The following is an 18,147-nucleotide window of genomic DNA, read 5'->3' as shown; positions in this document are numbered from 1 at the left end:
ATAGTGACAACCTCTTCCCTGATCAAAGACCAGAAGCCGGGAGCGGCCCGCCGGGAGGGGCGTCCCGGCATCGCGCTCACGGTCATCGCGGCCTGCCAACTCATGGTGGTACTCGACGCGACGATTGTGAACATCGCTCTCCCGCACATTCAAGAAGCGCTCAGCTTCAGCACCACCGACCTCACCTGGGTCGTCAGCGCCTACACGCTCACCTTCGGCGGTCTGCTCCTGCTCGGCGGCCGAGCCGGTGACATCCTCGGCCGTCGCCGGGTCTTCATGACCGGCATCCTGCTGTTCACCTTCGCCTCGCTGCTCGGTGGCTTCGCCCAGGAACCCTGGCAACTGCTGGCGGCGCGTGTCCTGCAAGGTGTGGGAGGGGCCATCGCGTCGCCAACGTCGCTGGCCCTCATAACCACCACCTTCCCCGAAGGACCGGAACGCAACCGGGCCTTCGGCGTCTTCGCGGCCGTGTCCGCGGGCGGCGGCGCCATAGGCCTGCTGGCGGGCGGCATGCTCACCGAGTGGCTCGACTGGCGCTGGGTGCTCTTCGTCAACGTGCCGATCGGTGTACTGATCGCCGTGCTCACCCCGCTGTACATCAGCGAGTCCGAGCGGCACTCGGGACGCTTCGACATCGCCGGGGCGGTGACCTCGACGGCGGGCATGGCGTCTCTCGTCTACGGCTTCATCCGGGCCGCGGACGAGGGCTGGCGGGACGACCTGACCATCGGTTCCTTCGCGGCCGCGGTGGTCCTGCTGCTGTCCTTCGCGTTCATCGAGTCGCGGGCCAAGGAGCCGATCACCCCGCTGAGGATGTTCGCCGACCGCAACCGCGCCGGCACGTACGTGATCATGCTGAGCCTGGCCGCGGCGATGTTCGGCATGTTCTTCTACATCGTGCTGTTCGTTCAGAACGTGCTGGGCTACACCCCCATCCAGGCCGGTCTGGCCTTCCTCCCGGTCACGGTGGTGATCGCGCTCGGGGCGGGGCTGTCGCAGCGGTTCCTGCCCGTGTTCGGCCCGAAGCCGTTCATGGTCGTGGGCTCTGCACTCGCCGCGGTCGGGCTCGGCTGGCAGGCCCTCATCAGCTCCGACAGCTCCTACGTCGGCGGAGTCCTCGGACCGATGCTGATCTTCGGGTTCGGCATGGGCCTGAACTTCGTGACGCTGACGCTGACCGCGGTCTCCGGGGTCGCCCAGCACGAGGCGGGCGCGGCGTCCGGCCTGCTCAACGCGATGCAGCAGGTGGGCGGATCGATCGGCCTCGCGATCCTGACGACGGTGTTCGGCACGGCGACCAAGGACGAGGCGGAGAAGCAGGGGGCGGACTTCCTCACCAACGGCTCCGCGGAACAGAAGGCGGAGTTCGCCCAGACGCACCGGCTGCCGGCGCCGTGGGGGCACGAAGTGCTGGCGCAGGGCATCTCTGCGGCCTTCATTCCGGCTGCCGCCATGGCCGTACTCGCCCTGGCCACGGCGTGGCTGGTGGTCCGGGTGCGCAAGAGCGATCTGGAGGCCCTGTCCGGCTCGGCCGGGCCGGGAATCGGCTGACGGTGCGCTCGACCGGGCGAGCAGCACGAGGGACAGCAGCGCGGAGACCGGCAACAGCCATACCTCCATGACCCACCCCCTCGTGACACTCCGGGCTGTGCGGGGCTCATGCCTCGCACAGCGGATGTCACGACAACGGACGGCCGGTCACGGAGAGTTCCCGGCACACACGGAGAGTTGAAGCGGATTCCGTCACCCCTGTGCCGGCCGCCCGTCTCAGGCCGGCTGGGCCGACGTCACCATCCACCCGGGCAGCGCCTCGACCCGCCCGGCCCACTCGGCCGGCGGCGCTCCCGCCTTGCCGGCGGCGACCACTCCGCCCACGATGGCGCAGGTCGTGTCCACGTCCCCGCCGACCTGGGCGGTCGTCCAGAAAGCGCGCTCGTAGTCGCCGAGGGCGCGTGCCGCGGACCAGAGGGCGAAGGGAACCGTGTCGTGGGCGGTCGTACGTCTGCCGCAGCCCAGCACCGCCGCGACCGTGGCCGCGTCGCCGTAGTCGAGCATGTCCCGGGCGCGGCGGAGTCCGGCGCCGACCGCGCTCTTCGGTACCAGGGCGACGACCCCGTCGAGGAGCGCGTGCGGGGCGGGCGGGCCGGCGGGGTCCGCGGCCAGTGCGGCGGCCGCGGCGACCGCCATGGCGCCGACCACCGCCTCGCGGTGCTGGTGCGTGGGGTAGGCCGAGATCTCTGCCTGATGGGTCGCCTGCTCGGGGTCGTCCGCGTACCAGGCGCCCAGCGGCGCGATACGCATGGCGGCGCCGTTGCCCCAGGACCCCTGGCCGTTGAACAGCGCGGCGGCGAGTTCGCGCCAGTCGCCGCCTTCCCGGACCAGTCGCAGGAGGCGGTTGACCGCGGGGCCGTAGCCGCGGTCGAAATCGTGGTGCCGGGCGAAGGAGAGCGCCAGCGCGTCCTGGTCGATGCGGTGGTGCGTGGCCAGGACGGAGACCACGGAGCAGGCCATTTCCGTGTCGTCCGTCCACTGCCAGGTGCCGGGGGGCAGCTCGCGGAGTTTCAGCAGTGGGTAGTTCGCGGGCACGAAGAACTGTGAGCCCAGCGCGTCCCCCACCGACAGTCCGCGCAGGCTGGACAGGGCCCGGTCCAGGCGCCCGTCTGGAGATGAATGAGCGGTCATCGCACTGCCACTCTATCCGGTGATCCCGTACGGTTCCGGATCTCGCCAGCGTTCGAAGGGGCGGTCAAGGGTGTACTTGCCGTCCTCACCGAGAACGAGCATCCGCATCTCGCCGTTCCCGGGATTCGACAGCGACTCGAATTCCGCGACCGTCCAGTGGAACCACCGCATGCAGAACAGCCGCATGGCCAGACCGTGGGTCACCAGGAGCACGTTCGGCGGATGATCGGGGTCCTCGAAGCTGCGGAACAGGCTCTCCAGGAAGCCGCCGACCCGGTCGTACACGTCGGCTCCGGACTCGCCCTGGGCGAAGCGGTAGAAGAAGTGGCCGTAGGCGTCCCGGTAGGCCTTCTGCAGACGCACGTCGTCCCGGTCCTGCCAGTTGCCCCAGTCCTGCTCGCGGAGCCGCGGCTCCTCCCGTATCCGTATGAGTCCCGGGTCGAGGTTGAAGGCGCGCAGCGTCTCGTGCGTCCGGCGGTACGGGGAGACGTACACACTGACCCGCTCGCCGCCGAACACCTCGCGCAGCCCCTTGCCCGTCTCCTCGGCCTGCGCCCGGCCCTGCGCGGTGAGGGCCAGCGCGTGGTCGGGTTCGCGCTCGTACACGGAGTCATCGACGTTGCCCGTCGACTCGCCGTGCCGGACAAGAACGATGCGCCGTGGTCGTGCCATGCCAGAACCCTAGATCGGGACGGGCCGAAGCAAGCACTCCAACGGGCCCCATACGGCGTACGTCACACAGTCCCCACATCCCGGTCGGCGTACGTCGGCACCGGGGGAGTCGGTCCGGATCTCAAACCGTCCACGTGGGTTCCAGTTGCACGATGTCCCCCGTCAGGGCCGCGATGTCGGCCTCGGTCTGGGCGCGCAGCGCGAGCCGCTCCACCCGCTCGGTGCGGTACTTGCCGTGCTCGGCGGCCGACCGCCACATGGACAGCACCAGGTACTCGTTCCCCGGCGCCTCTCCGAACAGCCCGCGGACCATGCCGGGCGAGCCGGCCATCGCGGGGTTCCAGACCTTCTCCTGCATGAGGACATAGTGCTCGGCCCGCTCCTCGTGGACACGGCAGAGCGCCACCCGCAGCAGGTCGGCGTCCGTGAAGCGCGGTTCGAACCCGGTCTTCACATCGAACCGGTAGTCGAACAGCCTGACCTGGGCGTCCTTGAAGGTACCCGCCTGGGCAGCGGCGAGCCGGTCGTGCGAGCGGGCCATGAAGGAGTCGTAGAAGGCACGGCTCTCCCAGAAGGCGAAGACGTGCGCCACGTCCTGCCGTCCCCGGCTCCAGCCACCCCCCTGCCCCCGAAAACCCGGCTCCCCCGGAAGCCCCGCCCACTTTCGCTGCCCCCGCTCGAAACCGCGGCGGTCCACCACGGTGCAGCGAATCCACTTGACCAGCACCGCGCCATGGTAAGGCCAGGGAACGTGGCACCGGTCACTCTCCGGAGGACCGCTTGCCCGCAATAGCCTCGCTGTGCGTGGCAGGATGGACAACCGGCCGTCACCGCTCGGCACTTGAGGTGGCCGGGCAGGGCGGGGGACCTGGGAAGGGGAAGTTCGTGAACGGCCTCAGCAAGGGAATCGGCAAGGTCGAGGTCGCGCTGCGGTGGGACCCGAGTCCGGCGGGTGAACCGCCCGCCGACCTGGACGTCGTCGCGGGGACCTACACGGCGGCGGATCCGTACGGCGACCCCTCCTACGTGGTGCACTTCGACAGCCGCTCCCCCGACGGCACCATCTATCTCAACCGGGACAGCCAAGACGGCAAGGGCTTCGGTTTCGACGAGGTCATGATGCTGGAGCTGGAGCGGCTCGACGCCCGGTACACGCGCGTGGTGGTGGGCGTCGCGATCCAGCAGCGCACCGAGGACCGGACCTTCGCCGACGTGTCCGGCCCGGGCCTGCGTATCAGGGAGGGCTACACCGACCTCGCCACGGACGACTTCAGCGGTGTGCTGGACGCGACCGCGGCGACGGTCGCGGAGTTCGTCCGGGACGAGACGGGGGCCTGGGAGTTCCGGGCCGGGGTGCACGGCTTCGAGGGCGATCCCGCGACGTTCGCACGCGTGATGGGGAGGGCCCGCCGCCCCTGACCTCGCGCGTCGAGTAGGGGCCCGTACGTGAGTAAGGGGCGCCCGCCATTGGCGGGCGCCCCTTACTCATGTGGACCTACGTGTCAGCTGCAACCGCTGGTCGAGCCGCAGCCCTCGCAGATGTAGCAGGAACCGGCGCGCTGCATCTTCGTGCCGCAGGAGAAGCACAGCGGTGCGTCGGCCTGGATGCCCAGCTGCATCTCCACCAGCTCGGCGCTGGTGTGCGCCTGCTGCGGAGCGGGCGTGGCCGCCTCGACCTCGGCCTTCGGCGTGGCGACGGCCTTCAGTTCCTGGGCGCGCGGCGCCGACTGGGCCAGGCCCTCGACGTCCAGCTCGTCGTCGGACGGCTCGTACGAACCCGTCTCCAGGTGACGCTGACGCTCTTCGGCGGAGTGGATGCCGAGCGCGGAGCGCGTCTCGAAGGGCAGGAAGTCCAGCGCCAGGCGGCGGAAGATGTAGTCGACGATCGACTGCGCCATCCGCACGTCCGGGTCGTCCGTCATACCGGCCGGCTCGAAGCGCATGTTGGTGAACTTCGAGACGTACGTCTCCAGCGGCACGCCGTACTGGAGGCCGACGGAGACCGCGATGGAGAAGGCGTCCATCATGCCCGCGAGGGTCGAGCCCTGCTTGGACATCTTCAGGAAGACCTCGCCGAGACCGTCGTCCGGGTAGGAGTTGGCCGTCATGTAGCCCTCGGCGCCGCCGACCGTGAAGGAGGTGGTGATGCCGGGACGACCCTTCGGGAGGCGCTTGCGGACCGGACGGTACTCGACGACCTTCTCGACCGTCTCGCGGATGGTCGCCTCGGCCTTCTCGGTGACCTCCGCCTTCTCCTTCTCCTTGGTCTTGGCGGAGAGGGGCTGGCCGACCTTGCAGTTGTCGCGGTAGATGGCGAGCGCCTTGACGCCCATCTTCCACGCCTCGAAGTAGACCTCCTCGACGTCCTCGACGGTCGCCGACTCCGGCAGGTTGACCGTCTTGGAGAGGGCGCCGGAGATCCACGGCTGGATCGCGGCCATCATGCGGACGTGGCCCATCGCGGAGATGGAGCGCTCGCCCATGGCGCAGTCGAAGACCTCGTAGTGCTCGTGCTTGAGGCCGGGGGCGTCGATCACATTGCCGTGCTCGGCGATGTGGGCGACGATGGCCTCGATCTGCTCCTCCTGGTAACCCAGGCGGCGCAGGGCCTGCGGGACGGTGCCGTTGACGATCTGCATCGAGCCGCCGCCGACCAGCTTCTTGAACTTGACCAGGGCGAGGTCGGGCTCGAGGCCGGTGGTGTCGCAGGACATCGCGAGACCGATGGTGCCGGTCGGGGCGATGACGGACGCCTGGGAGTTGCGGAAGCCGTTCTTCTCGCCGAGGCGCAGCACGTCCTGCCAGGCCTCGGTGGCGGCGGCCCAGACCGGCGTGTCCAGGTCGTCCATGCGGACGGCCTTGGCGTTCTCGTCGGAGTGCTGCTTCATGACCCGAAGGTGCGGCTGCGCGTTGCGGGCGTAGCCGTCGTAGGGGCCGACGATCGCGGCGAGTTCGGCGGAGCGCCGGTACGACGTGCCGGTCATCAGGGAGGTGATGGCGCCGGCCAGGGCGCGGCCGCCGTCGGAGTCGTAGGCGTGGCCGGTCGCCATCAGCAGGGCGCCGAGGTTGGCGTAGCCGATGCCGAGCTGGCGGAAGGCGCGGGTGTTCTCGCCGATCTTCTGGGTCGGGAAGTCCGCGAAGCAGATGGAGATGTCCATCGCGGTGATGACGAGCTCGACGACCTTGGCGAAGCGCTCGGCGTCGAAGGACTGGTTGCCCTTGCCGTCGTCCTTCAGGAACTTCATCAGGTTCAGCGAGGCGAGGTTGCAGGACGTGTTGTCCAGGTGCATGTACTCGCTGCAGGGGTTCGAGCCGTTGATCCGGCCGGACTCCGGGCAGGTGTGCCAGTGGTTGATGGTGTCGTCGTACTGGATGCCCGGGTCGGCGCACGCCCACGCGGCCTCGGCCATCTTGCGGAACAGCGCCTTGGCCTCGACCTCCTCGATGACCTCACCGGTCATGCGGGACGTCAGGCCGAACTTGCCGCCGTCCTGGACGGCCTTCATGAACGTGTCGTTCACGCGGACCGAGTTGTTGGCGTTCTGGTACTGGACGGACGTGATGTCGTCGCCGCCCAGGTCCATGTCGAAGCCCGCGTCGCGCAGGGCGCGGATCTTCTCCTCCTCCGAGACCTTGGTCTGGATGAAGTCCTCGATGTCGGGGTGGTCGACGTCGAGGATGACCATCTTGGCGGCGCGGCGGGTGGCGCCGCCCGACTTGATGGTGCCGGCGGAGGCGTCGGCGCCGCGCATGAAGGAGACCGGGCCGGAGGCGTTGCCGCCGGAGGAGAGCAGTTCCTTGGAGGAGCGGATCCGGGACAGGTTCAGGCCGGCGCCCGAGCCGCCCTTGAAGATCATGCCCTCTTCCTTGTACCAGTCGAGGATCGACTCCATGGAGTCGTCGACGGACAGGATGAAGCAGGCGGAGACCTGCTGCGGCTGGGGCGTGCCGACGTTGAACCAGACCGGGCTGTTGAAGCTGAAGACCTGGTGCAGGAGGGCGTAGGCCAGCTCGTGCTCGAAGATCTCGGCGTCGGCGGGCGAGGCGAAGTACTTGTGGTCCTCGCCGGCCTTCCGGTACGTCTTCACGATGCGGTCGATGAGCTGCTTCAGGCTCACTTCACGCTGCGGGGTGCCGACGGCACCCCGGAAGTACTTGCTGGTGACGATGTTGACCGCGTTCACCGACCAGAACTCGGGGAACTCGACGCCACGCTGCTCGAAGTTGACCGAGCCGTCGCGCCAGTTGGTCATGACGACGTCACGACGCTCCCAGGCCACCTCGTCGTAGGGGTGGACGCCGGGAGTGGTGTGGACGCGCTCGACGCGGAGTCCCTTGCCCGCCTTGGTGCCCTTGGCGCGGGAACTCCGTGCCGGACCGCTCGCCGTCTCTGTCATGCCGCCTCCCTGTACGGGCGAAAACGCCCTGAAGTGCCCCGATTGTTCCCGTGGCACGGTGTTCTGTCTTGTGTTGCGGGCATCTCTCGCACCGCCCGCAACAGGTCTTTGTCACTCGCCGCCGTCCGGCCGGGCCCGGGCGCCGAAGTCCGGGTCCGGCCCGCCGGTCAGTCGGCGGCGCCTGCGGGCTCGGGGACCTGTGCCGCCCCCGTGGACCCGCGGTCGTTCTCCTGGCTCCCCGCGCCGGCATCGTCGCCGTCTCCGCCGGGACGCCCCGTCGCCTCCCTGAGCTCCGCGATCGCGGCCTCGAAGTCCTCGAGCGAGTCGAACGCCCGGTAGACGGAGGCGAATCGCAGATAGGCGACGAGGTCGAGTTCCTGCAGCGGGCCGAGTATGGCCAGCCCCACGTCGTGGGTGGTCAGCTCGGCGCTTCCGGTGGCCCGCACCGCCTCCTCGACCCGCTGGCCGAGCTGGGCGAGCGCGTCCTCGGTGACGGGCCGGCCCTGGCAGGCCTTGCGCACACCGTTGATGATCTTGGTACGGCTGAACGGTTCGGTGACCCCGGACCGCTTCACCACCATGAGCGAGCACGTCTCCACGGTCGTGAAACGACGGGAGCAGTCAGGGCACTGGCGGCGCCTGCGGATCGACGTGCCGTCGTCGGTCGTACGACTGTCGACGACGCGGCTGTCGGGGTGCCTGCAGAAGGGGCAGTGCATGAACTCCGAACCCTCCTCACAGCAGACTCAATAGCCTCGAAAGGCCCTTCAGGCCCCTCGAAGCAGCCCCCAGCATAGGCGATCGCAGCGGACTCGAAGACCCGGGGGACCACAACTTGTGGGCTGCTACCGCAATCCAACCACTAGATGTGGGGATTGGCTCATACATACACGCCCTGCACGCGTGTCGCTCCGGTACGTGCAGGCGTCGTACGACCGAGGTGGCGCGGCGGACGCGCGTGCGCACGGCCGTATCCCCCGGGCGCATGCGGAGATACCGTGGGCACCGCGAGGAGGGGGCGTGGGACTACCGCACAGATGAGGGGACCCGCGCCATCGAACGGGATGTCGGATGGCAGACTGGAGCGACCTCCCCGAGGTTGTCACCACGGCGGTGAAGAGTACAGCAATGGGCCCTTTTGTCCGCCAGGCGCCGCGTTAGCCATACACCCAGAAGCACGATCCGGGCGAGCGATTCGCGATTTTTCACTCGAACGTGTGTTTGGCGCAACCTTTCGAAAGCTACTACCGTTGTGCAGCAGGGAGACCATCGAGAGGGGCCGACGTGACCACCACCGCCGACAGTGCCACCATCACTGCCCAGGACCGCCCCCAGGGCCGACCTGAGCCGGTGCACGCGATGAGCGACGCCACGAATCCCGAGGGGCACAAGCGCTCCCTGCCAGGCCGACCTCCTGGCATCCGGGCCGACAGCTCGGGACTCACCGACCGCCAACGCCGGGTGATCGAGGTCATCCGCGACTCGGTGCAACGGCGCGGCTACCCGCCGTCGATGCGGGAGATCGGCCAGGCCGTCGGCCTCTCCAGCACCTCCTCCGTCGCGCACCAGCTGATGGCACTGGAGCGCAAGGGCTTCCTGCGCCGCGACCCGCACCGTCCGCGCGCCTATGAGGTGCGCGGCTCCGACCAGGCCGCCTCCGTGCAGCCCACGGACACCGCGGGCAAGCCGGCCGCGTCGTACGTCCCGCTCGTCGGGCGCATCGCCGCCGGTGGCCCGATCCTCGCCGAGGAGTCCGTCGAGGACGTCTTCCCCCTGCCGCGGCAGCTGGTCGGTGACGGCGAGCTGTTCGTCCTGAAGGTCGTCGGCGACTCGATGATCGAGGCCGCCATCTGCGACGGCGACTGGGTCACGGTCCGCCGCCAGCCGGTCGCCGAGAACGGCGACATCGTGGCCGCGATGCTCGAGGGCGAGGCCACCGTCAAGCGCTTCAAGCGCGAGGACGGCCACGTCTGGCTCCTCCCGCACAACTCGGCGTACGAGCCGATCCCCGGTGACGACGCCACCATCCTCGGCAAGGTGGTGGCCGTACTGCGCCGCGTCTGAGCGCCACGGCGGGCGGGTACGCCACGACAGCGACCCGCCGACCCGACCGGGCCCCGGAACCTCTGCGCCGGTTCCGGGGCCCCGCGCTGTGCCGGGCCGGGCGTCCGGCGTCGGTGTCCGGCGTTGCACCCAGCCCGACGACCGCGGGAACCTACCCCGGGGTCAGTCGCCTTCCGTCTCTTCCGTTTCCGTCTCTTCCGTCTGCCGCGCCTTCGCGTCGATCGCGGCCAGCGACTTGCGGACCTGGTTGCGGTCAGTGGTGAACCAGAAGTCGGGCAGTGACGCCTTCAGATAGCTCCCGTACCGGGCCGTCGCCAGTCGCTGGTCCAGTACGGCGACCACGCCGCGGTCGCCCGACGCCCGTACGAGGCGCCCCGCGCCCTGGGCCATCAGTAGCGCGGCGTGCGTGGCGGCGACCGCCATGAAGCCATTGCCGCCGGCCTCCTCCACCGCCTTCTGGCGGGCGCTCATCAGAGGGTCGTCCGGGCGCGGGAACGGGATCTTGTCCATGACGACCAGCTGGCAGCTCGGCCCGGGGACGTCGACGCCCTGCCAGAGCGACAGCGTGCCGAAGAGGCAGGTCCTCGGGTCGGCGGCGAAGTTCTTGATCAGCTCGCCGAGCGTTTCCTCGCCCTGGAGCAGGATCGGGTACTCCGGGATGCGGGAGCGCAGTTCCTCGGCGGCCAGCTGGGCCGCCCGCATCGAGGAGAACAGCCCCAGCGTGCGGCCGCCGGCCGCCTGGATCAGCTCCGTGAGCTCGTCGAGCATGTCGCCGCGGTCGCCGTCCCGCGCGGGGCGCGCAAGATGCTTGGCGACGTACAGGATGCCCTGCTTGCGGTAGTCGAACGGCGATCCCACGTCGACGCCCTTCCACTGGGGCACGTCGTCGCCCTCGGTGCCCTCGGGGGCGAGGCCCAGGGAGGCCCCGACGCCGTTGAAGTCGCCGCCCAGCTTGAGGGTCGCGGAGGTCAGGACGACCGAGCGGTCCGTGAAGAGCTTCTCGCGCAGCAGGCCCGCGACGGACATGGGAGCGACCCGCAGTGAGGCGCCACTGTGCCGATATGCGGCTCCGCCGCGGGGCTCGTGTCGCTCGTACCAGACGACGTCCCACTCGGAGCCGTTCGTGATCCGCTCCGCCACGTCGTGCACGGACTCCACGGAGGCCAGCGCCTGCTTGCGGACGGCGTCCTCGTCCTGCACCGACTTGTCGCGGGTCGCGCCGATGGCGGAGATGACCGTACGGCAGGCGTCGCGCAGTGCCATGAGTGCGTAGCCGAGATCCTCCGGGACCTCCTCCAGGCGTCCCGGCAGCGCCAGCTCCATCAGCCGCTCGAAGCCCTCGGCCGCGGTCTGGAGCTGGTCGGCGGCCTTCTCGTTGACGAGCTTCGCGGCCCGCCGCACCGCCCGGTTGACCTGGCCGGGGGTGAGTTCGCCGGTGGCGACCCCGGTGACCCGGGAGACCAGCTCGTGCGCCTCGTCGACGATCAGCACCTCGTGCTGCGGCAGGACCGGAGCGCCCTCGATGGCGTCGATGGCGAGAAGGGCGTGATTGGTGACGACGACCTCGGAGAGCTTGGCGCGCTCCCGGGCCATCTCGGCGAAGCACTCGGCTCCGTACGCGCACTTCGAGGCGCCCAGGCACTCGCGGGAGGAAACCGACACCTGCGACCAGGCACGGTCGGAGACGCCCGGCGTGAGGTCGTCGCGGTCACCGGTCTCGGTCTCGTCCGCCCAGTCACGCATCCGCAGCAGGTCCTGGCCCAGCTTGCTGGTGGGGGCGGCGGCCTCGAACTGGTCGAAGAGGCCCTCTTCCTCGTCCTGCGGGACTCCCTCGTGGAGCCGGTGCAGGCACAGGTAGTTCGACCTGCCCTTGAGCATCGCGAACTCCGGCCGGCGACGCAGCTGCGGATGGAGCGCGTCGACCGTCCGCGGCAGGTCACGCTCCACCAGCTGGCGCTGCAGGGCCAGGGTCGCGGTCGCCACGACGACCCGCTCCCCGTGCGCCAGCGCGGGCACCAGGTACCCCAGCGACTTGCCGGTGCCGGTGCCGGCCTGGACCAGCAGATGGGAGCCGCCGTCGATGGCTTCCTCGACGGCTTCGGCCATGGCCACCTGGCCGGGACGCTCCGTGCCGCCGACGGCGGTGACGGCGGCGTGCAGGAGTTCGGGGAGTGAGGGCTTCGTCATAGCGCGACCACCCTACGGCCCGGCACTGACAAACGGACGGGCGAGGCGTGAGCGAGGGACGGCAGGGGCGGGAGGGATTGCGGGGAGGGCCGGGGCAAGGGTGGGCTCCTGGGCGGTGGGGGCGCCGGTCGGCGAGTGGGGGCGGCACTGATCAGGCCGTCGGGGCAGGCCGTCGGGGCAGGCCGTCGGGGCAGGCCGTCGGGGCAGGCCGTCGGATCAGGCCGTCGGGGACTGGGTCACACGACGCTACGGCAGCTCGCGCGGCGTCCGGTCTCGGATCATGAGGGCGGCCCGCTTGGCGGGCAGATCGACCTCGGCGGCGAACCGGAACCCGGCGCCGAGGAACGCGGCGACGGAGGCCGTGTTGCGGACGTCGGGTTCGGCGAGCACACGCGTGCAGGCGGGCCGCCTGGCGAGCACGAGGTCGGTGACGGTCCTGATCAGTGTGGTCCCGATGCCGTGCCCGCGGTCGGTGCCATCGCCGATCAGGAGGTGGAGACCGGTGTCGTGCGGCCGGACGGGACAGTGCCGGGCCAGCGGGTCGAGGTCGGCCCGGTAGACCTCCCAGTAGCTCATCGGCACCCCGTCCAGCATGCCGACGCATGGGACGCTGCGCCCGTCACCGGTGAGCTGTGCCCGTACGTGCTCCTCGGTCACGCTCTGCGGTCCGGTCAGTTCCCAGAACGCGGCGACGGCGGGGTCGTTCATCCAGCGGGTGATGATCGGGACGTCCCGGTCGGCACGGACGGGCACCAGGTGGAACACGCCCGCGGGGGTGACGGCCGGACCCCAGTCGGCGACACGGTCGAGCAGGTCGTCGCCGGCCCGCCTCGTCTCCGGCCCGGCTGGGTCGTCCCCCTGTTTCCCCTGCCCGAAGAGGGCGACGAACTCCTCGGGGAGGTGCAGGTCAAGGGTGTCGTCGGCGCTCGCATCGGTGGAAGCCACGGTGTCGCTCTTTCGGGAGGCGGAAGGAGGGTCGGGGAAAGGGGCCGGGGGGCCGGTGAAGGGTCCGGCGGTGTGCTCAGGCGCGCAGCGGGTTGGCGATGGTGACGTAGGCGGACTGGGTGTCCACCGGGCCGACGAGTTCGTCCAGGCCGCGCAGCCGGGTCAGCAGGTTGGCCTTGCAGCGCAGCACGGGCGAGTCGAGGAGCTGTGCGGGCAGCGGGCTGTGCAGCGGGGCGGGGCCCGACGCGAGATCGCGCAGGAAACGGCGGAAGGCCGCGAGCAGCAGCCGTTCGTCGGCGAGGTGCTGGGAACCGAAGGCGCCGATGAGGCCGAACACGTTGTTGATGGCGAGGTAGTAGGCGAATCGCTCGTCGGTGACCTCGTCGGAGACGAACGTGTCACTGTGCCCGCCGATGCCGGGCAACCGGGCGTCGAGTTCCGCTCGCCGGGACTCGCGGAAGTAGTAGCCCTGGTTGTCGCGGTAGCGGCCGCCGGCGGGCCAGCCGTCGGTGTCCAGCAGGAGGAGCGTGTTCTGCTGATGCGCCTCCAGGGCGATCCCGGCGTGGGCGTCCAGCCACAGGACGGGGCGTACGACGTGATGGAGGTAGCGCAGGAACCACTCGGCGGCGACGGCTTGGCGTAGGCGGCCGGTCCGCCCGGCGAGTCGGGTGACGACCTCGGCCAGCCGGGAGCGCGGGACGCGGGCGGTGGGTTGGCCGGAGTCGTCCGCCTGCCCGTACGGCCGGGGCGCGACGAGACCGGCGACGCAGGAGACGTCGTCCGTGGGCCGGAAGGGGTTGTGCCGGATGACGACGTCGAGCCCTCGCACCGGCTCCCCGTCCGGTCCGTCGACGGCGAGCCAGGCCGGGTCCCGGACGATGTCGAAGTCCGGATGGACGGCCTGCCACTGGCGGGACACCCCGGTGCGCAGCAGGCGGTGGACCTCGACTCCGCGGTGGAGTTCCTTGCGGAGGTTCTCCCGGCGGGAGTTGGTGATGTGCAGGGCCAGCGAGAGCTTGAGCATGGCGGGGGCGCCGGTTCGGTAAACGGTTCGCAGGGAGGAGGTGGCATGCCAGGGGGCGCCCCGCGCGCCGAGGTCCCTGAGCAGTCCCGCGTCCAGCAGGGCCGCGGTCTCCGGCCGGTGCACTACCGCGCGGTACTGCCAGGGATGCAGGGGAAGGAGCGCGTAGCCGTCCGGCGGCGCCGGCCCGTCCCCGGCGAGGCGTGCGGTGAGCCGGGGCGCGGTGACCGGGCGACCTCGCTCGGTCCAGGCCGAGTCGGTGGCGAGGACGGAGGGGGCGACCGCCACCCAGTGCAGGGGGAAGGAGCCGCGCACTTCGGGTGAGTACCGCTGTGCCTCCGCCTCCGTGAGCCCTTCTCGGCTCTTGGGTGTGGGGTGCAGTGGATGCCCGAGGAGCAGCGCCTGCTCGGCGGCGAGGAAGAGGTCGGGACCGCCGTCGGGGCCGTCGGAGGGGCGGTCCTCCCGGCGGTCGCGGAGGAAGACGGCGGTACGGCGGACGGAGTCGGCGACACGCGCCACGAGGTCGGCCCCGTCGGGGCCCGGGTCGCCGGCCGTCTCCCGTACGAGCAGCGCGGCGACCGTGACGGCGTCGGCAGGTGGCGCCGAGGCGAGGGCGCCGGCCAGGCGCGGGAGGCCGAATCGGTGCCGCCCCGTCGGCGACCAGTAATGGACGGGAACGGCCAGGGCAGTGCCGCTGGCCGGAAGCGGCACATGGAGGACACCGCTGCCGGGGGCGGTCGCGTCGGTCTCGCGCGCCCAGCAGCGCAGCAGGTTCTCCACGGTCGCCGCCTGGGCCCCGGTGTACGGGTCAGCGTGGTCCAGGGCATCGGCGGTGAGCGGGGGCGCGGTCGCGGGGAGGGTGGCGAGGGCCGTTACGGGCACGGGGTCGGCGGCGGCCGGAACGGGCCCCGGACAGGCAGCGGCGGCCGGAACCGAGCCCGGATGGGCGGCGGCATCCGGGCCCAAGCTCGGATTGGCAGCGGCAGCCGAGAACGAGCCCGGACGCGCGGCGGCAACCGGAACCGAGCCCGGATGGGCGGCAGCGGCCGACGGCGGTGCCGGAGCTGCAGGGGTGGCCGAAGGTGATCCGGTGATCGCGGTGGTTGTCGGTCGGGGTGTGGGGGTGGTGTGCAAGGCGGGTCCCTCGTGACGTGCTGTGGCCTGGGCGGCGGATCTCAGCGCGCGGCGCGCGCCCCGTGCGGTGGGGCGTGGTCGCCATGGCTTCGGTCCACCGCCGCCACCGCGTCGGCGAGGCGCTCCAGGACCGCCGACGTCTGCTCCTCGGTGACGATCAGCGGTGGCAGTAGGCGTACGACGTTTCCGGACGGGCCCGCGAGGTCCACGATCAGCCCGCGGCGCAGGCACTCCCGCTGGACGGCGGCGGCGGCTTCGGCGGCGGTGCCCGACGCGGGGCCTGTGTCCGCGCCGTTGGACGGGATCTCACGCGCACCGTCCGGTGCGACCAGTTCGACGCCGAGCATCAGGCCCCGCCCCCGCACGTCACCGACGCACCGGAACTCCTCGGCCAGGCCCCGCAGTCGGGTCAGCATCCGGCTCCCCAGTACGGCGGCGTGCTCGGAGAGGCGGTGCTCGCGTACGTGGGCGAGGGTCGCCGCGCCCGCGGCCAGGGCGAGTTGGTTGCCGCGGAAGGTGCGGGCGCCTGGCTCCCCCGTGTGCAGGTCGTCGCGGTGCACCACCGCGGCCAGCGGCAGGCTGCCGCCGATCGCCTTGGACAGGACCAGCACGTCGGGCATGACACCGCTGTGTTCGACCGCCCAGAAGGCACCGGTCCGCCCGACGCCCGTCTCGGTCTCGTCGGCGATCAGCAGAACGGAGCGTTCCGCCGTGCTCCGGCGCATGCGCCGCATCCAGGCGTCCGGCGCGGGAAGCACCCCTCCTTCGCAGTGGACCGGTTCGAGGATCATCCCGGCGGGCGACTGCTCCCCCGAGCGGCGGTCGTCGAGCACGGACTCCGCCCAGTGGGCGGCGAGTTCGGCCCCGCGTTCTCCCCCGACGCCGAACGGGCAGTGCCGGTCCTGCGGGTAGGGCAGGCGCGCGCCGCGGGTGTCGCAGGCGTCGCCGGGGCCCGCGAACGCCTCGGCGGTCGCCCGGTGGTGGGTACCGGTGAAGGTGATCACCCGGTCCCGCCCGGTGGCGGCGCGGACCAGTCCGACGGCGGTGGCGACCGGGTCCGTGCCGGACGGACCGCAGAACCGCACGCGCGCGTGGTCGGCGAATCCGGGCGGCAGGGTGTGCAGCAACTCGGTGACGAAGGCGTCCTCGACGGGGGTGGTGAGGTCCATGACCTGCAAAGGAGCACCGGAGTCGAGGACTTTGCGGATGGCCTCCAGCACGACTGGGTGGTTGTGTCCCAGGGCGAGTGCGCCCGCGCCCGAGACGCAGTCCAGGTAGCGGCGGCCGTCGGCGCCCTCGATGGTGAGCCCCCGGGCCCGGACCGGTACGACGGGAAGGGCGCGCGCGTAGGTGCGCGCCGCGGACTCACGCGCCGGCTGACGCTTCGGCGCGCTCTCCTGCGCGGTACGCGCCCGCGCCGGCGCCCCGCCCACAGCGCCCTTCCCCGCGGTCGGCCCGGCGTGCCTGCCCCCGGACGTAAACCCCCTGCACGCGGATTCCGCCACGGCTTCCCGACCTCCCGCTGTCCAGCCGCGACCCGACGTGTCGGGGCGCCCTCGGCACGGGGGACCGCACTCGGACAGCGGGCCCCCCACCGCTACCAACAGCCGGCCGTTCGCCGGGTTACGGGTTACCCGAAAATCCTCGTCGGGGCGGGTGGCCGCCGCCCCCGCACGACGCGATCGCGGCGGCCGGCCGGATCACCAGGCGAACGCCTCCGGCGAGGGACCCGGGCCCGGGAAGATCTCGTCGAGGCCGACCCGTACGTCCTCCGGCAGGTCGAGGTCGATGGCCCGCAGCGCGGAGTCGAGCTGCTCCCGAGTACGCGGCCCGACGATCGGGCCGGTGATCCCGGGGCGGGTCAGCAGCCAGGCCAGCGCGGCCTCGCCCGGCTCGATGCCGTGCTTGTCGAGAAGGTCCTCGTACGACTGCACCCGCGCGCGTACGGCCGGGTCGTTGAGCAGGCGCGCGCCGTGACCCCCGGTCCTGCGCCCGCCCTTGTGCTCCTTCTTGAGTACGCCGCCGAGCATGCCGCCGTACAGCGGGGACCAGGCGATGACCCCGACCCCGTACTCCTGCGCGGCCGGAATCACGTCCATCTCCGCCCGCCGCTCGGCGAGGTTGTACAGGCACTGCTCGCTGACCAGGCCGAGCGTGGAGCCGCGCCGCGCCGCGGTCTCGTTGGCCTGCGCGATCTTGTAGCCCGGGAAATTGGAGGAACCGGCGTAAAGGATCTTGCCCTGCTGGACGAGGACGTCGACGGCCTGCCAGATCTCGTCGAAAGGCGTGAGCCGGTCGACGTGGTGAAACTGGTAGATGTCGATGTGGTCCGTCTGCAACCGCTTCAGTGAGGCCTCCACGGCCCGGCGGATATGGAGGGCCGAGAGCCGGCCGTAGTTCGGCCAGTCGGGGGCGCCGTCGGGCAGCATGTCGCCGTACACCTTGGTGGCGAGCACGGTCTTCTCACGCCGCCCGCCGCCCTGTGCGAACCAGGCCCCGAGGATCTCCTCGGTGCGCCCCTTGCCCGCGCTCTGGCCGTAGACGTTGGCGGTGTCCATGAAGTTGACGCCGGCGTCCAGTGCGGCGTCCATGATGGCGTGGCTGTCGGCCTCCTCGGTCTGCGGCCCGAAGTTCATGGTGCCCAGCACGAGTCGGCTGACCTTGAGTCCTGTACGTCCAAGCTGCGTGTATTCCATGGTGATCAGCCAACGCCCACGTACGCGCCCGAAGCAAGGGAGCGAAGCGCCGGGCTGGGGCCGAAAACCGACGGGCCGGTCCTGACCGGCCCGTCGCGGTGCGGCGGGGATGCGAAATGCGACCGCCGCACCGGCCGTCCGACCTGAATCGCCGTCAGTAGCGGTAGTGGTCCGCCTTGTACGGGCCCTCGACCTTGACGCCGATGTAGTCGGCCTGCTCCTGGCGGAGCGTGGTCAGCTTGACGCCGAGGGAGTCGAGGTGGAGCCGGGCGACCTTCTCGTCCAGGTGCTTGGGCAGCACGTAGACATCGGTCGGGTACTCGTCGGGCTTGGTGAACAGCTCGATCTG

General features: G+C 70.9%; 14 protein-coding genes. 3 read left to right on the top strand and 11 right to left on the bottom strand.

Annotation, left to right across the window (positions count from 1 at the left end; genetic code table 11):
- The first annotated feature begins 3 nt into the window (after positions 1-3).
- On the top strand, positions 4-1,551 hold the full coding sequence (locus ACFW48_RS21595) for an MFS transporter (protein WP_386316886.1): 1,548 nt from the start codon (positions 4-6) through the stop codon (positions 1,549-1,551).
- Between the two features lie 216 nt (positions 1,552-1,767).
- Here the strand turns inward: ACFW48_RS21595 and ACFW48_RS21590 are convergent, their stop codons facing one another.
- The 3 genes from ACFW48_RS21590 to ACFW48_RS21580 form a co-directional block, all read right to left on the bottom strand.
- Positions 1,768-2,682 (bottom strand): ADP-ribosylglycohydrolase family protein, encoded by a 915-nt coding sequence (locus tag ACFW48_RS21590; protein WP_386316884.1) that lies wholly within the window; start codon positions 2,680-2,682, stop codon positions 1,768-1,770.
- Between the two features lie 12 nt (positions 2,683-2,694).
- A complete protein-coding gene (locus tag ACFW48_RS21585; protein ID WP_345636528.1) occupies positions 2,695-3,354 on the bottom strand; it encodes a histidine phosphatase family protein in 660 nt (219 codons plus the stop codon).
- Between the two features lie 121 nt (positions 3,355-3,475).
- Complete coding sequence (locus ACFW48_RS21580; protein ID WP_386316882.1) at positions 3,476-4,081, bottom strand: YdbC family protein; 606 nt, start codon at positions 4,079-4,081, stop codon at positions 3,476-3,478.
- Positions 4,082-4,239: 158 nt separating this feature from the next.
- Here ACFW48_RS21580 and ACFW48_RS21575 point away from each other — a divergent pair, with 158 nt between their 5' ends.
- Positions 4,240-4,773: a TerD family protein gene (locus tag ACFW48_RS21575; protein WP_386316880.1), complete on the top strand. Its 534-nt coding sequence runs from the start codon at positions 4,240-4,242 to the stop codon at positions 4,771-4,773.
- An 83-nt stretch (positions 4,774-4,856) separates the two neighbouring features.
- Here ACFW48_RS21575 and ACFW48_RS21570 read toward each other — a convergent pair whose 3' ends face one another.
- On the bottom strand, positions 4,857-7,751 hold the full coding sequence (locus tag ACFW48_RS21570; RefSeq protein ID WP_386316878.1) for a vitamin B12-dependent ribonucleotide reductase: 2,895 nt from the start codon (positions 7,749-7,751) through the stop codon (positions 4,857-4,859).
- 167 nt (positions 7,752-7,918) lie between these two features.
- Positions 7,919-8,470 (bottom strand): transcriptional regulator NrdR, encoded by a 552-nt coding sequence (gene nrdR / locus ACFW48_RS21565; RefSeq protein ID WP_361731598.1) that lies wholly within the window; start codon positions 8,468-8,470, stop codon positions 7,919-7,921.
- Positions 8,471-9,035: 565 nt separating this feature from the next.
- Here nrdR and lexA point away from each other — a divergent pair.
- Complete coding sequence (lexA, locus tag ACFW48_RS21560) at positions 9,036-9,815, top strand: transcriptional repressor LexA (protein WP_121749622.1); 780 nt, start codon at positions 9,036-9,038, stop codon at positions 9,813-9,815.
- A gap of 162 nt (positions 9,816-9,977) precedes the next feature.
- Here lexA and ACFW48_RS21555 read toward each other — a convergent pair whose 3' ends face one another.
- The 6 genes from ACFW48_RS21555 to ACFW48_RS21530 all read right to left on the bottom strand — a co-directional run.
- Complete coding sequence (locus ACFW48_RS21555; protein WP_386316875.1) at positions 9,978-12,002, bottom strand: ATP-dependent DNA helicase; 2,025 nt, start codon at positions 12,000-12,002, stop codon at positions 9,978-9,980.
- 246 nt (positions 12,003-12,248) lie between these two features.
- The gene (locus tag ACFW48_RS21550) at positions 12,249-12,947 is read right to left on the bottom strand and encodes a GNAT family N-acetyltransferase (RefSeq protein WP_386316873.1); all 699 of its coding nucleotides are present in this window, start codon (positions 12,945-12,947) and stop codon (positions 12,249-12,251) included.
- Positions 12,948-13,023: 76 nt separating this feature from the next.
- Positions 13,024-14,850, bottom strand: coding sequence for an IucA/IucC family protein (locus tag ACFW48_RS21545; RefSeq protein ID WP_386316871.1), 1,827 nt, complete (start codon positions 14,848-14,850; stop codon positions 13,024-13,026).
- A gap of 293 nt (positions 14,851-15,143) precedes the next feature.
- Positions 15,144-16,535 (bottom strand): aminotransferase class III-fold pyridoxal phosphate-dependent enzyme, encoded by a 1,392-nt coding sequence (locus tag ACFW48_RS21540; protein WP_386316869.1) that lies wholly within the window; start codon positions 16,533-16,535, stop codon positions 15,144-15,146.
- Between the two features lie 267 nt (positions 16,536-16,802).
- Positions 16,803-17,798, bottom strand: coding sequence for an aldo/keto reductase (locus tag ACFW48_RS21535; protein ID WP_386316868.1), 996 nt, complete (start codon positions 17,796-17,798; stop codon positions 16,803-16,805).
- A 154-nt stretch (positions 17,799-17,952) separates the two neighbouring features.
- Positions 17,953-18,147: adenosylhomocysteinase (locus ACFW48_RS21530; protein ID WP_386316866.1), on the bottom strand; the 195-nt coding region annotated here is incomplete at its 5' end.

Source organism: Streptomyces sp. NPDC058812 (assembly GCF_042744565.1).
GTDB lineage: Bacteria > Actinomycetota > Actinomycetes > Streptomycetales > Streptomycetaceae > Streptomyces > Streptomyces thinghirensis.
Note: the sequence above shows the minus strand (reverse complement) of the source record. Positions and strands in the feature narration are given on the sequence as shown.

Excerpts from the sequence above, each read along its gene's own strand:
- nrdR (WP_361731598.1), bottom strand. The coding sequence starts at position 8,470 with ATGCACTGCCCCTTCTGCAGGCACCCCGACAGCCGCGTCGTCGACAGT.
- ACFW48_RS21555 (WP_386316875.1), bottom strand. The coding sequence starts at position 12,002 with ATGACGAAGCCCTCACTCCCCGAACTCCTGCACGCCGCCGTCACCGCC.
- ACFW48_RS21535 (WP_386316868.1), bottom strand. The coding sequence starts at position 17,798 with ATGGAATACACGCAGCTTGGACGTACAGGACTCAAGGTCAGCCGACTC.
- ACFW48_RS21585 (WP_345636528.1), bottom strand. The coding sequence starts at position 3,354 with ATGGCACGACCACGGCGCATCGTTCTTGTCCGGCACGGCGAGTCGACG.
- ACFW48_RS21570 (WP_386316878.1), bottom strand. The coding sequence starts at position 7,751 with ATGACAGAGACGGCGAGCGGTCCGGCACGGAGTTCCCGCGCCAAGGGC.
- ACFW48_RS21590 (WP_386316884.1), bottom strand. The coding sequence starts at position 2,682 with ATGACCGCTCATTCATCTCCAGACGGGCGCCTGGACCGGGCCCTGTCC.